Genomic DNA, 14,524 nt, shown 5'->3' on the forward strand with positions numbered 1-14,524 from the left:
GGGCAGATCTTCGTGAAGGGCGAGGTCATCAAGACCGTGCCGGAGTCGAAGATCGTGGAGACCCTCATCGAGGAAGCGCTGAAGATCGCCGAGCAGATGCAGAAGGACGGCGTCGCGTCCGGCGAGCCCGAGATCAGCGTCGCCGGCTGACAGCTGCTGCAGCGCCCCGTGCGCCCCGGCACGAGCCGCCTCATGCACCGCGCACGAGGCAGTGCCCCGCCTCCCGTCCGGTACGGGGCGGGGCACCGCTGTTTCCCGCCCCGTGCGGGCCGCGAGGGGGGTGCGCCGCGAGGCCTGGAGGTACAGTTCCAAGACCTGTTTCCCATGGCCTCGGGCCCCGTGACGGTGAGGCAAGACCACACGTGCTGACGACGACCACCACCAAGGTCCTGGAGCCCGGCGACATCGAGGCCGCCCTCGCCGTTCTCGGCCGCGACCCCGTCGCCAACGCCTTCGTCGCCGCCCGCGTCCAGGTCGCGGGCCTCGACCCCTGGCGGCTCGGCGGCGAGATGTGGGGCTGGTACGCCGACGGGCGCCTCGAATCCCTCTGCTACGCCGGCGCCAACCTCGTGCCCATCTGCGCGGGCCCCGAGGCCGTGCGGGCCTTCGCCGACCGCGCCCGCCGCGCGGGCCGCCGCTGCTCGTCCATCGTCGGCCCCGCGGAGGCCACCGCCGCACTCTGGTCGCTGCTCGAGCCCCACTGGGGCCCCGCGCGGGAGGTCCGCGCCCACCAGCCCCTCATGGTCACCCGCTCCATGCCCGCCGGCATCGAGCCCGACCCCCTCGTCCGCCGCATCCGCAAGGACGAGATGGAAGTGATCATGCCGGCCTGCGTCGCCATGTTCACCGAGGAGGTCGGCGTATCCCCGCTCGCCGGCGACGGCGGCCTCCTCTACCAGGCCCGGGTCGCCGAGCTCGTGGGCTCCGGCCGCTCCTTCGCCCGCATCAAGGACGGCCGCGTCGTCTTCAAGGCGGAGATCGGCGCCGCCACGCCCCAGGCCTGCCAGATCCAGGGCGTCTGGGTCGCCCCGGAGTACCGGGGCCGCGGCCTGTCCGTTACCGGCATGGCCGCCGTCCTGCGCTACGCCCTCGCCGAGGTGTCGCCGGTCGTCAGCCTCTACGTCAACGACTACAACACCGCCGCACGGGCCGCATACCGGCGCGTGGGCTTCGAGGAGACCGGCGCGTTCATGAGCGTACTGTTCTGAGCCGCCCGGCCCGTGCACGGCGTACGGACGGGTAGCCTCCCCGCATGGATGACATCGTGGTCGGGCCGCTCGACCTCGCCGCCCGGGTCGACGACGCACTGACCGTGCAGGCGCTCGCCTTCGGGCTCACCGAGGAAGAGATCGCCGTACGGCGCCACATCGTGCTGCGCCACCTCGCCGCCCGCGGCTCCCGCGCCCTCGGCGCGACCACCGGCAGCGGGCGCCTCGTCGGCTTCGTCTACGGCATGCCGAACGACCGCGGCCACTGGTGGTCCGGGGTCGTCGAGCCCTACCTGCGCGCCACCGGAAGCGACGGCTGGCTCGACAACTCCTTCGTCATCACCGAACTGCACGTCCACCCCGACTTCCAGAAACGGGGCATCGGCCGGTCCCTCATCACGACGATCACCGACAGCGCCGCGGAGCCCCGGTCCATCCTGTCGGCCATCGACACCGAATCCCCCGCCCGCGCCCTCTACCGCAAGCTCGGATACCGGGACCTTGCGCGCCCCGTGCACTTTCCCAGCGCTCCGAGCCCGTATGTGGTGATGGGGGCGCCGTTGCCGCTGCTGGGTGAGGGCGCGGACGACCGGGGCTGACAGGCCGGTCATAGGGCCATCCAACGATTCGGTGTGCATCCGACGGCGTTCTGTTGGGGCACCCAACGACCGCCGCATGAGGCGGCTGATGCTCTCAACACCGAGAACTCGTTTCAGCCGTGCCGCCGGCTCCCGCTAGGCTCCTGGCAATTCCCTACGCCCTGCCAGGAGACCGACCATGGCCCATGTCCAGCGCATGTCCACGACGCTGCTGAAGACGCTGCGCGACGACCCTGCCGACGCGGAGACCGCCAGCCACAAGCTGCTGGTCCGCGCCGGCTACGTCCGCCGCTCCTCCGCCGGTGTCTGGACCTGGCTGCCGCTCGGCAAGAAGGTGCTGGACAACGTCTCCCGCGTGGTGCGGGAGGAGATGGACGCCATCGGGGGCCAGGAGGTCCTGCTGCCGGCGCTGCTGCCCAAGGAGCCGTACGAGGCGAGCGGGCGCTGGGAGGAGTACGGCGACCTGCTCTTCCGCCTCAAGGACCGCAAGGGCGCCGAGTACCTGCTCGGCCCCACGCACGAAGAGATCTTCACCCTCACCGTCAAGGACCAGTGCACGTCCTACAAGGACCTGCCCGTGATCCTCTACCAGATCCAGACCAAGTACCGGGACGAGGCGCGGCCCCGCTCCGGTGTGCTGCGCGGGCGCGAGTTCCAGATGAAGGACTCCTACTCGTTCGACACCACCGACGAGGGCCTCGCCGAGTCCTACCGCCTGCACCGCGAGGCGTACACCCGCATCTTCGAGCGCCTGGGGCTCGACTACCGCGTCGTCTCGGCCGTCTCGGGTGCCATGGGCGGCTCGGCGTCCGAGGAGTTCCTGGCGCCCGCCGCTGCGGGTGAGGACACCTTCGTGGACTGCCCCCGGTGCGACTACGCCGCGAACACCGAAGCCGTGACCGTCACCGTGGCCCCCGCGGACCCCGCCGGCCACGGGCCCGTCGAGGAGCTCGACACCCCGGACACGCCCACCATCGAGACGCTCGCGGCCCACCTCGGCGTCCCCGCCTCCGCGACCCTGAAGAACCTCCTCGTCAAGGTCGACGGGGAGATCACCGCCGTCGGCGTGCCCGGCGACCGGGAAGTCGACCTCGGCAAGCTGGGGGAGCACCTGGCGCCCGCCGTCGTCGAACTGGCCGCGGCCGAGGACTTCGAGGGCCGGCCCGACCTCGTACGGGGCTACGTCGGCCCGCAGGGCCTCGGGCTGCGCTACATCGCCGACCCGCGTGTGGCGCCCGGCACCGCATGGATCACCGGCGCCAACAAGACCGGCAAGCACGCGCGCAACGTGGTCTGCGGACGGGACTTCGAGGTCGACCAGTACCTCGACGTCGTCGTGGTCGAGCCGGGCGACCCCTGCCCGAGCTGCGGGGCGGGTCTGGAGATCGGCCGGGCGATCGAGATCGGCCACATCTTCCAGCTGGGCCGCAAGTACGCCGACGCGTTCTCCCTCGACGTCCTCGGGCAGAACGGCAAGCCGGTCCGCGTCACCATGGGCTCGTACGGCATCGGCGTCTCGCGCGCCGTGGCGGCCCTCGCGGAGCAGACGCACGACGAGGCCGGCCTGTGCTGGCCCCGCGAGGTCGCGCCCGCCGACGTCCACGTCGTCGCGGCCGGCAAGGCCGTGCAGACCGAACTCGCCCTGGAGCTCGCGGACAAGCTGGGCTCGGCGGGTGTCCGGGTCCTCGTCGACGACCGCACCGGCGTCTCTCCGGGCGTGAAGTTCACCGACGCCGAGCTGATCGGCGTTCCGACCATCCTGGTGGTCGGCCGCGGCGCGCCTCAGGGCCTCGTGGAGCTGAAGGACCGCCGCACCGGTGCCCGTGAGGAGCTGCCGGTCGCCGAGGCGATCGAGCGCCTCAGCGCGCTGCGCTGACGTTACGTCGGAGACGGTCGGGGCCTCGTGCCCCGACCGCATGGGGCGGGCCGATAAGGGCCGCACGGGGCCGCCGATGCGGCGGCGCAGGCACGGCCCGCCCGTCCGCACGAGGCGGCCCGCCCCACCGTATGGGCGCCGCATGAGGCGCACCTACGCGTGACCCCGCATGAGGCCGTGCAGAAGGCCGCGCATGAGGCCCCGTATGAGGCCGCCCTCAGAGCATCCCCGCGAACTCCAGCAGGAGTTCGCCTCGGCGGCGCGCACCGCCGGCGAGTTCCCGTACGCCTGCCTCCGCCGCGCGGAAAAGGGCCCAGCCCCGCAGCCGGTCGTGGTCGACGTCCAGGGCGTCGCCCAGCTTCACCACGCGCCGGCGGGCGATCGCCGCGGCACCGGGGGAGGCCATCAGGGTGTCGACGCGGTCCAGGGCCAGCGACGCCAGGTCGTAGGCGCGCTCGCCCACCAGCGGCCTGGGGCCGACGGCCAGCCACGGGGCCCGGTCACCCGCCAGCACCTTGCCCTGCTGGTAGTCGCCGTGCAGCAGGGACGGCGGCTCGTCACACCCGGCCGTCAGAGCGTCCCGCAGCTCCAGGGCCTCGTCGATCACGGCCCGCGCGTCGGATGCCCAGGGCTCCTCCGCCTGCCTCCGCAGGGTGCCCGCGAGGCGTGCCGCGTGGTCGGCCACCGTCGTGAAGGGATGATCCTCGGCGGGGCGCACCCACAGCCGCTGCAGCGTCGCGGTGGCCTCCAGGACGGCCTTCGCCTCGGCAAGGGACCGCAGGCTCACGCCGGGCCGCAGCCGCTCCAGCAGGAGCGCACCAGCCTCCGGCGCGGCCTGCAGCACCCGGACGGCCCCGAGGCCGTTCCAGTGCGCCAGCGCCGCGTGCTCCAGGCCGGTGCCGCTGCCCGGCGCCTCCAGCTTGAGCACGGCGCCCGCACCGTCCCCCCGGCGCACGAGAACGACGACGCTGCTCCGCCCGCCGGGCTGGTGCACCCGCTCGGGTGTCAGCTCCCAGCGCTCCGCGAACTCGCGCACCCGTTCCGGAAGCGACACGAGCCACTGACGGGCGGCCCCGTCCGCCGGTTCGGAGCCCAGGGCCCGTACCAGCCGCTCCGGTGGTGCGAAGCGGTCGTCGGTGTTGCTCATCCCTGTGCTGTCCTTTTCGTCCTTGCTGGTCACGTGCGGTCCGGTGACCCGCCGGGCCCGTCCGGAGCGTTCCGGTCCGTGAGCCCAGGGAAGGCTACGCCGCTGCCGCGCCAGCGCACGGCGCGCACTGCCGCCTCCCGCAGGGCACCGGCGGCCTCGCCCCGTAGGGCCGCGCCGGCGGCACCCACGAGATCGGCGTAGACGGCCGCGACGCGCGCCTCCAGCTCCGCCGCCAGCCGTACGGCGGCGTCCGCGTCGGTAACGGCGAATGGCAGCGCGTACCCGGCGGCCGCGGCCTCCGGCACGCCGCCCAAGTCCCGCACGGCGCGGCTCATCGCATCCCGCCGCGCACGGTGCGCGTCGTACGCCTCACGCGCCTCCGCCGACCGCTCCTGCGCGACACGGGCGCCGACGACCCCGTAGCCGTACACGGCGGCATGCTCGGCCGCGAGCGCGGCCTGCGCCGCCTGCAGGGCCCTGCGCGCAGCGGGGTCCTTCGGCGCGCGGGGGCTCGCGGTCTGCGTCATGAGTCACTCCCCAGCAGGTAGGCATGGGCCGCGCCGGCGGCGGCCACGGAGGCGAGCAGCCGGGCGAGTTCGGACGGCGCCGAGCCGAGGGCCTTGGTGCGGTCGTCCGCCGTGCGCCGCTCGGCTTCCGCCAGCGCCGCCAGTGCCGCCTTCTCGTCACTCGGCACGCCGTCCGCATGAGGCGGCAGGGGCGGCGCAGAGCCGTCCACACGAGGCGGCGCAGAAGACCCCGCCGACGGCGCAGAAGAGCTCCCCGACGGCGCAGGCGAGCCGGCCGGCGCGGCATCCGCAGATCCCGTCACCCCACGCGCCGCGCCGAAAGCCTCCGCATGACGCGCGACCTCCTCGCGCAGCGGCCGCAGCCGCTCCGCAAGCCCCCCGTGCACCGCGATCGTGGCGTCGTAACGTGCCAGCAGCGCGACCGAGGCGCGCCCCGCGGCGTCCCGCAGCTCCTCCTCGGCCGCACGGTCCGAGGACCCGGCGGACGCCCGCGGTCCGCCGGAACAGCCGGTGAGCAGCCCCCCGCCGGCCGCGCTCAGCAGAACCGCCGCGCCCCCGGCCAGTACCCTGCGTCGGTGCGGGCCGGCCGGGCCCCGCGTCGTCGTCGTGAACGCCACGTTCCTCTTTCCGCCGGTCCGGTCATGATCACCGCACGTGAGCGTACCGGCGCGCCGTCCGATGGCCACGGACGAGGCACCGAATCGTCAGTCGGCTGCCGGAACAGATAGGCTTTGACCTGACACGCGACTTTCCCACAACAGCACACGCGGCCGAGGAGTCACCCGGATGAGCACCACCCAGAGCGAGCGGCTGCGCGAGCTGCTGGCCCCTCTCGTGAGCGCGCGGGAGCTGGATCTGGAAGAGATCGAGGTGACCACGGCGGGCAAGCGGCGTGTGCTGCGCATCGTGGTGGACTCCGATGCGGGCGTCGAGCTGGACGAGTGTGCGGAAGTCAGCCGTGCCGTCTCCGAGAAGCTCGACGAGACGGACGCCATGGGCGGCGCCCCGTACGTTCTGGAAGTCACCTCTCCCGGCGCCGACCGCCCCCTGACCGAGCACCGTCACTACGTGCGTGCCACGGGCCGTCTGATCAAGGCGCAGCTCGCCGAGGGCGGCGAGCTCGTGGCCCGCATCGTGGCCGTGGACGACGAGGGGCTGGACCTGGAGGTCCCCGGGGTGAAGGGCCGCAAGCCCACCTCGCGGCGACTGGCCTTCGGCGAGATCGCCAAGGCGCGCGTGGAGATCGAGTTCAACCGCAAGGCCGCGGAGAAGACCGCAGGCGCGGCGGCAGGGGCCGCCGACGAAACCGACGAGAGCCAAGAGGAGGCGTAGCCGTGGACATCGACATGAGTGCCCTGCGGGGTCTGGTGCGAGAGAAGGAGATCTCCTTCGACCTGCTGGTCGAAGCGATCGAGTCGGCCCTCCTCATCGCCTACCACCGCACCGAGGGAAGCCGCCGCCGCGCCCGCGTGGAGCTGGACCGGTCGACCGGTCACGTGACGGTGTGGGCCAAGGAGGACCCGCAGGACCTCGCCGAGGGCGAGGAGCCCCGCGAGTTCGACGACACGCCGTCCGGCTTCGGCCGGATCGCCGCGACCACCGCCAAGCAGGTCATCCTCCAGCGTCTGCGCGACGCCGAGGACGAGATCACTTTCGGTGAGTTCGCGGGCCGTGAGGGCGATGTCGTCGCCGGCATCGTCCAGCAGGGCAAGGACCCGAAGAACGTCCTGGTGGACATCGGCAAGCTGGAGGCCATCCTGCCGGTGCAGGAGCAGGTCCCCGGCGAGGAGTACAAGCACGGCACGCGCCTGCGCACGTACGTCGTACGGGTGGCGAAGGGCGTGCGCGGCCCGTCCGTCACGCTCTCGCGCACCCACCCGAATCTGGTCAAGAAGCTCTTCGCCCTCGAGGTGCCGGAGATCGCGGACGGCTCCGTGGAGATCGCCGCCATCGCGCGTGAGGCGGGCCACCGCACCAAGATCGCGGTCCGCTCCACGCGCTCCGGCCTCAACGCCAAGGGCGCCTGCATCGGCCCCATGGGCGGCCGCGTCCGCAACGTCATGGCGGAGCTGCACGGCGAGAAGATCGACATCGTCGACTGGTCGGACGACCCCGCCGAGCTGGTGGCCCACGCTCTGTCCCCCGCGCGGGTGAGCAAGGTCGAGATCGTGGATCTCGCCGCGCGCTCCGCCCGGGTGACCGTGCCCGACTACCAGCTCTCCCTGGCGATCGGCAAGGAGGGGCAGAACGCCCGCCTGGCCGCGCGCCTCACCGGGTGGCGCATCGACATCCGCCCGGACACCGAACAGCCCGACCGGGAATCCGGCCGAGCCTGATCACGTTCACCACACCGGGGCCCGCACGCGTGCGGGCCCCGGCATCGTGACCGAAACGCATACGTGCCCGATCACTGCCCCCCAGGGGTGGGACTGGCGCGGGGAGGTAGACTGAAGAGTGTCTGGCCGGACGCATGCCCGCGCATGCCCTGAGCGAACCTGTGTGGGGTGCCGGGAGCGAGCGGCCAAGGGCGATCTGCTGCGGATCGTGGTGATCGAGGGCGCCTGCGTCCCCGACCTTCGCGGTACGCTACCCGGCCGGGGTGCCTCCGTGCACCCCACACTGGTCTGTCTCGATCTGGCGGTCCGCCGCCGGGCGTTCCCCAGGGCCTTCAAGACCCCGGGGCCGCTCGACACGACGGAGCTGCGCCGGTGCGTAGAACGGATCGACAGCAACACAGAACAGCAGTAGATCGGCCCCGCACCATGCGGGGATGGCCCCACTGTAAGAAGCACGGCACGGGTAACCGTGCGGTCAGGTACCTCGCGAGTTGGAAGTAGGTCGAGATTGCGATGAGCACTCGATGAGTACGCGATGAGTACGCCCATGAAGTAGCGACGGTCCGGTGGACACCCCGGACCTAGAAGGAGCGAAGTGGCTAAGGTCCGGGTATACGAACTCGCCAAGGAGTTCGGAGTGGAGAGCAAGGTCGTCATGGCCAAGCTCCAAGAACTTGGTGAATTCGTCCGTTCGGCGTCCTCGACGATCGAGGCGCCGGTTGTCCGCAAGTTGACTGACGCACTGCAGGGTCCCGGCGGCGCCGGCAAGCCCGGTGCGAAGCCGGCGGCGCCGCGCAAGTCCGCGGCCCCCAAGCCGGGTGCCCCCACTCCGGGTGCGCCCCGTCCCGCCGCCCCCAAGCCGGCGGCGGAGGCAGCTGCCCCCAAGCCGTCCCAGGCCGCGCCGTCCCCGGCGCCGCGTCCGGGCCCCAAGCCCGGCCCGGCCGCCCCGGCCAAGCCGGCCCCCGTCACCCCTGTGCCCGCCGCGGAGTTCTCCGCACCGGCGCCGGCCCAGGGTTCCTCCGCGCCGCGTCCCGGCGCGCCCGGCCCGCGCCCCGGCGCCCGTCCCGGCCCCGCCGGCCAGCGTGAGGGCGGCCGTCCCGAGCGCGCTCCGCGCCCCGGTGGCCAGGGTCAGGGCCCGCGTCCCGGTGCCCGTCCGGCCGGTCCCCGTCCGGGCAACAACCCCTTCACCTCCGGCGGCTCCACGGGCATGGCCCGTCCGCAGGCCCCCCGTCCCGGCGGCGCTCCGCGCCCCGGTGCTCCGGGTGCCCCGGGCGCTCCGCGTCCGCAGGGCGGCCCCGGTGGTGCTCCCCGTCCGCAGGGTCAGGGCGGCGCCCGTCCGACCCCGGGCGGCATGCCCCGTCCGCAGGGTGCCCCCGGCGGCGCCCCCCGTCCCGGTGCTCCGGCGGGTAACCGCCCGAACCCGGGCATGATGCCGCAGCGTCCGGCTGCCGGCCCGCGTCCGGGCCCCGGTGGCGGCGGTCGCGGTCCCGGTGGCGGTGCCGGTCGTCCCGGCGGCGCCGGTCGTCCGGGCTTCGCCGGCCGTCCGGCCGGTCCCGGTGGCGGCGGTCGTCCGGGTGGCGGCGGCGGTTTCGCCGGTCGTCCCGGTGGCGGCGGTCCCGGTGGCGGTGGCGGCGGCTTCGGCGGCGGTCGTCCCGGTTTCGGCGGTCGTCCCGGCGGTCCGGGTGCCCGTGGCGGCACGCAGGGCGCCTTCGGCCGTCCCGGCGGTCCGGCCCGTCGCGGCCGCAAGTCCAAGCGCCAGCGGCGCCAGGAGTACGAGGCCATGCAGGCCCCGTCCGTCGGCGGCGTGATGCTGCCGCGCGGCAACGGCGAGACCATTCGCCTGTCGCGTGGTGCGTCCCTCACGGACTTCGCGGAGAAGATCAACGCCAACCCGGCGTCGCTCGTCGCGGTCATGATGAACCTCGGCGAGATGGTCACCGCGACGCAGTCCGTCTCCGACGAGACGCTGCAGCTCCTCGGCGACGAGATGAACTACACCGTTCAGATCGTCAGCCCCGAGGAGGAGGACCGCGAGCTGCTCGAGTCCTTCGACATCGAGTTCGGTGAGAACGAGGGCGGCGAGGAGATGCTCGTCGCGCGTCCGCCGGTCGTGACCGTCATGGGTCACGTCGACCACGGTAAGACGCGACTCCTCGACGCGATCCGCAAGACCAACGTGGTCGCGGGCGAGGCCGGCGGCATCACCCAGCACATCGGTGCCTACCAGGTCTCCACCGAGGTCAACGACGAAGAGCGCAAGATCACCTTCATCGACACCCCGGGTCACGAGGCGTTCACCGCCATGCGTGCCCGTGGTGCGAAGTCGACCGACATCGCGATCCTCGTGGTGGCGGCCAACGACGGTGTCATGCCGCAGACGGTCGAGGCCCTGAACCACGCCAAGGCGGCCGACGTGCCGATCGTGGTCGCGGTCAACAAGATCGACGTCGAGGGCGCCGACCCGACGAAGGTCCGCGGTCAGCTGACCGAGTTCGGTCTGGTGGCCGAGGAGTACGGCGGCGACACGATGTTCGTCGACATCTCCGCCAAGCAGGGCCTGAACATCGACAAGCTGCTCGAGGCCGTCGTCCTCACCGCCGACGCCGCGCTCGACCTGCGCGCCAACGCGGAGCAGGACGCGCAGGGCATCGCGATCGAGGCCCACCTCGACCGTGGCCGCGGCGCCGTGGCCACCGTGCTCGTCCAGCGCGGTACCCTCCGCGTCGGTGACACGATGGTCGCCGGTGACGCGTACGGCCGTGTCCGCGCGATGCTCGACGACAAGGGCCAGAACGTGGAAGAGGCGGGTCCGTCGACCCCGGTCCTCGTCCTCGGTCTGACCAACGTCCCGGGCGCGGGCGACAACTTCCTCGTCGTCGACGAGGACCGCACGGCCCGCCAGATCGCCGAGAAGCGCGCTGCGCGCGAGCGCAACGCCGCCTTCGCCAAGCGCACCCGCCGGGTGTCCCTCGAGGACCTCGACAAGGTGCTCAAGGCCGGCGAGATCCAGCAGCTCAACCTCATCATCAAGGGCGACGCGTCCGGTTCGGTCGAGGCTCTCGAGTCCTCGCTGCTCCAGCTCGATGTGGGCGAGGAGGTCGACATCCGCGTGCTGCACCGCGGCGTGGGTGCGGTCACCGAGTCCGACATCAACCTGGCGTCCGGCTCCGACGCGATCGTCATCGGCTTCAACGTCCGCGCCGAGGGCCGTGCCACGCAGATGGCCGAGCGCGAGGGCGTCGACGTCCGGTACTACTCGGTCATCTACCAGGCGATCGAGGAGATCGAGGCGGCCCTCAAGGGCATGCTGAAGCCGGAGTACGAAGAGGTCGAGCTGGGTACGGCGGAGATCCGCGAGATCTTCCGCTCGTCCAAGCTGGGCAACATCGCGGGTGTCCTCATCCGCTCCGGCGAGGTCAAGCGCAACACCAAGGCGCGCCTCATCCGCGACGGCAAGGTCGTCGCCGAGGACCTCACCATCGTCGGTCTGCGTCGCTTCAAGGACGACGTCACCGAGATCCGCGAGGGCTTCGAGGGCGGTATCAACCTCGGAAACTTCAACGACATCAAGGTCGACGACGTCATCGCGACGTACGAGATGCGGGAGAAGCCGCGCGGCTGAACCGTGTAAGTGCGACTGGGGCCGGTCGGCGGAGCATATTCCGTCGATCGGCCCCGGCCGTTGCGTGTACGGTTCGAAGAGCTCGTACACCGACACACGTACCGGCAGGTACATCTCACGCCTCCCGGGTGGGCCTCACCCGTCACGCATGTATGCAGGGACTCTGTCCTTCGACCTCCTCCTCGGCGACGTACGGTCGCTGAAGGAGAAGCGCTCCGTCGTCCGCCCGATCATCGCCGAGCTGCACCGCAAGTACGCGGTGAGCGTGGCGGAGGTCGGCGACCAGGACCTCTACCGCCGGGCGACGATCGGCGTGGCGGCGGTCTCCGGGGACGCGGGGCACCTCACCGACCTACTGGACCGCTGCGAGCGCTGGGTCGCCGCACGTCCCGAAGTGGAGCTGCTCTCGGTCAGGCGGCGGTTCCACGGCGACCACGACGACTGAGCGCGTCACCGGCGCCACAAGCACAATGGACAAGAAGAAGGAGACGGACCAGTGGCCGACAACGCGCGTGCGAAAAGGCTGGCGGACCTCATCCGCGAGGTGATCGCCCAGAAGCTGCAGCGCGGAATCAAGGACCCGCGGCTCGGCTCGCATGTGACCATCACGGACACCCGGGTCACCGGCGACCTGCGGGAGGCTACGGTCTTCTACACGGTCTACGGGGACGACGAGGACCGCGCCAGCGCGGCCGCCGGGCTGGAGAGCGCCAAGGGCATCCTCCGCTCGGAGGTCGGCCGTGCGGCCGGCATCAAGTTCACGCCGACCCTGACGTTCGTGGCGGACGCCCTCCCGGAGAACGCCCGCACCATCGAGGACCTCCTCGACCGGGCCCGCGCCTCCGATGCCAAGGTGCGCGAGGCGTCCTCGGGCGCGGCGTACGCGGGCGAGGCCGACCCGTACCGCAAGCCGGGCGAGGGCGAGGACGACAAGGACGCTGCCGGCGAATGAAGCACAAGGAGACCCCGCCGGACGGCCTCGTCATCGTCGACAAGCCGGCCGGCTTCACCTCGCACGACGTCGTCGCGAAGATGCGCGGCATCGCGCGGACCCGGCGCGTAGGGCACGCGGGGACGCTCGACCCGATGGCGACGGGCGTCCTCGTCCTCGGCATCGAGCGGGCCACCAAGCTTCTCGGTCACCTCGCGCTGACCGAGAAGGAGTACGTCGCGACGATCCGCCTGGGGCAGAACACCGTGACGGACGACGCCGAGGGCGAGATCACCTCCTCGGCGGACGCCTCGGGCGTCACCCGTGAGGCGATCGACGCCGGTGTCGCCAAGCTCACCGGCGCCATCATGCAGGTGCCGTCGAAGGTCAGCGCGATCAAGATCGACGGCAAGCGGTCGTACAAGCGGGCGCGCGAGGGCGAGGACTTCGAGATCCCGGCCCGCCCGGTGACCATCTCGTCCTTCACGGTGCACGCCGTGCACCCGGCCGAGGCCGCGGACGGCACCCCCGTGCAGGACCTGCTGGTCTCCGTCGTCTGCTCCTCCGGCACCTACGTCCGCGCCTTGGCCCGCGACCTGGGCGCCGACACGGGCGTGGGAGGCCACCTGACGGCCCTGCGGCGCACGCGCGTCGGCCCGTACGGTCTGGGCGACGCCCGCACGCTGGACCAGCTCCAGGAGGAGCTGACGGTCATGCCCGTCGCCGAGGCGGCGGCCGCGGCCTTCCAGCGCTGGGACGTCACGGAGGAGCAGGCGCGCCTGCTCGCGAACGGCGTTCGTATACGCGTCCCGCTCTTCGAGACGACGGGGCCGATCGCGGCCTTCGGTCCGGACGGGCGCTTCCTGCTCCTGCTGGAGAACCAGGGCGGCCGGGCGAAGAGCCTGGCGGCCTTCGGCTGACGCGGGGCGCCGGCGGCTCTGCCGCATGGGGCGTGGTGCTTCCGGCCGCGCCGCATGGGGCAGGGCGCTTTGGGCTTTGCCGTATGGGGCAGGGCGCCTTCGGCCCCGCCTCATGGGCCGGGGGCTGCGGCCCTCGCCGCCACATGCGCTCCGGTGCCTTCCGGGGGTGCTCGGGGGCGGGTGGCCGCGGCCTCATGCGGCGGCCTCAGGCGGCGGGGGCGCCGCCTCATGCGCATGGCTTCATGCGCCGGGGCGGCCGCCTCATGCGAGCGCTTCATGCGCTGGGGGCGGCGGCCTCATGCGCTGGGGGGCGGCGGCGTCATGCGAGCGCCTCATGCGCCAGGGGCAGCGGCCTCATGCCGTGCGATCGGCCGCCTCATGCGCCGGTGCCGGGCGGCGCCCAGGGGCACGGGCCCGGCACGGGCAGCCCGGCATGGGGCCGGGCATGCGAATGCCAGCTCACGCGGAGCGGCCGCCTCATAGGCCCCACTACCGTGGGGCGGGAGACTGCCGAACAGCGCTCCCGCCCCACGATCCCCCTCCTCACAGCTGTCTATCCGCACCGCACCCACAAATCACCCCAATGGGCAGGCGCTCGGAGTGAACAGAGGGAGTGGAAGGGGGCGCGTTCCCGCTGTGATCTGGTCCTGCCGATCATCCCCTGCCTACCGTCGGGGGTAAGTGCACGGCGGGGAGGTTCGGCGGATGAGCGGTCGGCGGACCGATGCGGACGAGTTCCTGGTACGCATCAGAGACCTCGCCGGGAGGCCGCGCGGTACGGGCTTCGTCGTCGACGACCGCGGCACGATGATCACCAGCCATGAGGCGGTCGACGGCCTCGCGCGCCTCGTGCTGCTGGCCCCGGGCGACCGCACCTGCCTGGTGGGCGCCGACGCGGTGACGTCCCTCCCGGGCTGCGACCTGGCACTCGTGCGTACGGAGGGCCTCGGCGTGCCCCCGCTGCCCGTCGCGGCCGCGGAGCGTATCGAGGACGGAGCGAGCGTCCGGCTGCGGGCGGGCCACTGGCAGCGCGCCCAGGTCATCGGAGAGGCGCTCGTCACCTATACGGCCACGGACCGCTTCCATCTGCTGGACGCCGCCGTGGAGCTCTCCCTGGGGGAGCGCGACGGTCTCAGGCTCGGGGAGGAGGCCACGGGCGGGCCCGTCCTGGATGCCCGTACGGGCACAGTCGTCGCCGTCCTCGGTACCGCGCTCCATGCGGAACGCCGGTCCGGAGGTTTCGCGATCCCGCTCCGTGCGGCCGCGGCGGCCTCACCGGACGGCCCCCTGGCGGTCCTCCTGGAGCAGAACGCGGCCACGGTCCCCGCCTTCGGCCCCGACCTCAACCTCGCGGGAGC

Annotated in this window: 14 protein-coding genes and 1 pseudogene; 12 read left to right on the top strand and 3 right to left on the bottom strand. The window is 72.7% G+C overall.

The genetic code is table 11. The features are described from left to right. From ACSNOH_RS27165 to ACSNOH_RS27180, 4 genes and pseudogenes are all read left to right on the top strand, one after another. A pseudogene (locus ACSNOH_RS27165) lies at positions 1-150 on the top strand (flavodoxin-dependent (E)-4-hydroxy-3-methylbut-2-enyl-diphosphate synthase); the annotation flags it as partial. Between the two features lie 212 nt (positions 151-362). Next, positions 363-1,208: a GNAT family N-acetyltransferase gene (locus ACSNOH_RS27170; protein WP_436724061.1), complete on the top strand. Its 846-nt coding sequence runs from the start codon at positions 363-365 to the stop codon at positions 1,206-1,208. 44 nt (positions 1,209-1,252) lie between these two features. After that, entirely contained in the window at positions 1,253-1,807 is a 555-nt protein-coding gene (locus ACSNOH_RS27175) for a GNAT family N-acetyltransferase (protein WP_436724062.1), read from the top strand. A gap of 178 nt (positions 1,808-1,985) precedes the next feature. Then, the gene (locus ACSNOH_RS27180; RefSeq protein WP_436724063.1) at positions 1,986-3,683 is read left to right on the top strand and encodes a proline--tRNA ligase; all 1,698 of its coding nucleotides are present in this window, start codon (positions 1,986-1,988) and stop codon (positions 3,681-3,683) included. Between the two features lie 217 nt (positions 3,684-3,900). Here the strand turns inward: ACSNOH_RS27180 and ACSNOH_RS27185 are convergent, their stop codons facing one another. The 3 genes from ACSNOH_RS27185 to ACSNOH_RS27195 are packed head-to-tail and all read right to left on the bottom strand — an operon-like array spanning position 3,901 to position 5,524. Further along, positions 3,901-4,830 carry an aminoglycoside phosphotransferase family protein gene (locus ACSNOH_RS27185; protein ID WP_436724064.1) on the bottom strand — a complete coding sequence of 310 codons (930 nt, stop codon included), beginning with the start codon at positions 4,828-4,830 and terminating at the stop codon, positions 3,901-3,903. Positions 4,831-4,859: 29 nt separating this feature from the next. After that, positions 4,860-5,357, bottom strand: a complete 498-nt coding sequence (locus tag ACSNOH_RS27190; RefSeq protein WP_436724065.1) for a ferritin-like domain-containing protein — start codon at positions 5,355-5,357, stop codon at positions 4,860-4,862. Next, positions 5,354-5,524, bottom strand: coding sequence for a hypothetical protein (locus ACSNOH_RS27195; protein WP_436724066.1), 171 nt, complete (start codon positions 5,522-5,524; stop codon positions 5,354-5,356). The genes ACSNOH_RS27190 and ACSNOH_RS27195 overlap by 4 nt, the downstream gene beginning before the upstream one ends. Before the next feature lie 619 nt (positions 5,525-6,143). Between ACSNOH_RS27195 and rimP the strand changes: the two genes are divergently transcribed. The 8 genes from rimP to ACSNOH_RS27235 all read left to right on the top strand — a co-directional run. After that, positions 6,144-6,689 (top strand): ribosome maturation factor RimP, encoded by a 546-nt coding sequence (rimP, locus tag ACSNOH_RS27200; RefSeq protein ID WP_436724067.1) that lies wholly within the window; start codon positions 6,144-6,146, stop codon positions 6,687-6,689. Positions 6,690-6,691: 2 nt separating this feature from the next. After that, positions 6,692-7,693, top strand: coding sequence for a transcription termination factor NusA (gene nusA / locus ACSNOH_RS27205; protein WP_120759658.1), 1,002 nt, complete (start codon positions 6,692-6,694; stop codon positions 7,691-7,693). Between the two features lie 118 nt (positions 7,694-7,811). Next, positions 7,812-8,105 (top strand): YlxR family protein, encoded by a 294-nt coding sequence (locus ACSNOH_RS27210; protein WP_436724068.1) that lies wholly within the window; start codon positions 7,812-7,814, stop codon positions 8,103-8,105. Positions 8,106-8,288: 183 nt separating this feature from the next. After that, on the top strand, positions 8,289-11,315 hold the full coding sequence (infB, locus tag ACSNOH_RS27215; protein WP_436724069.1) for a translation initiation factor IF-2: 3,027 nt from the start codon (positions 8,289-8,291) through the stop codon (positions 11,313-11,315). A 148-nt stretch (positions 11,316-11,463) separates the two neighbouring features. Beyond that, a complete protein-coding gene (locus ACSNOH_RS27220) occupies positions 11,464-11,760 on the top strand; it encodes a DUF503 domain-containing protein (protein ID WP_106679766.1) in 297 nt (98 codons plus the stop codon). A 51-nt stretch (positions 11,761-11,811) separates the two neighbouring features. After that, positions 11,812-12,267, top strand: coding sequence for a 30S ribosome-binding factor RbfA (gene rbfA, locus ACSNOH_RS27225; RefSeq protein WP_436724070.1), 456 nt, complete (start codon positions 11,812-11,814; stop codon positions 12,265-12,267). After that, on the top strand, positions 12,264-13,166 hold the full coding sequence (gene truB, locus ACSNOH_RS27230; RefSeq protein WP_436724071.1) for a tRNA pseudouridine(55) synthase TruB: 903 nt from the start codon (positions 12,264-12,266) through the stop codon (positions 13,164-13,166). The genes rbfA and truB overlap by 4 nt, the downstream gene beginning before the upstream one ends. Before the next feature lie 705 nt (positions 13,167-13,871). Then, on the top strand, positions 13,872-14,524 hold a 653-nt coding region (locus tag ACSNOH_RS27235), incomplete at its 3' end, for a trypsin-like peptidase domain-containing protein (RefSeq protein ID WP_436724072.1).

Source organism: Streptomyces sp. URMC 127, assembly GCF_051386535.1.
Classification (GTDB): Bacteria; Actinomycetota; Actinomycetes; order Streptomycetales; family Streptomycetaceae; genus Streptomyces.

Coding starts and splice junctions, on each gene's coding strand:
- ACSNOH_RS27175 (WP_436724062.1), top strand. CDS start 1,253: ATGGATGACATCGTGGTCGGGCCGCTCGACCTCGCCGCCCGGGTCGAC.
- ACSNOH_RS27180 (WP_436724063.1), top strand. CDS start 1,986: ATGGCCCATGTCCAGCGCATGTCCACGACGCTGCTGAAGACGCTGCGC.
- ACSNOH_RS27185 (WP_436724064.1), bottom strand. CDS start 4,830: ATGAGCAACACCGACGACCGCTTCGCACCACCGGAGCGGCTGGTACGG.
- ACSNOH_RS27190 (WP_436724065.1), bottom strand. CDS start 5,357: ATGACGCAGACCGCGAGCCCCCGCGCGCCGAAGGACCCCGCTGCGCGC.
- rimP (WP_436724067.1), top strand. CDS start 6,144: ATGAGCACCACCCAGAGCGAGCGGCTGCGCGAGCTGCTGGCCCCTCTC.
- ACSNOH_RS27220 (WP_106679766.1), top strand. CDS start 11,464: ATGTATGCAGGGACTCTGTCCTTCGACCTCCTCCTCGGCGACGTACGG.
- truB (WP_436724071.1), top strand. CDS start 12,264: ATGAAGCACAAGGAGACCCCGCCGGACGGCCTCGTCATCGTCGACAAG.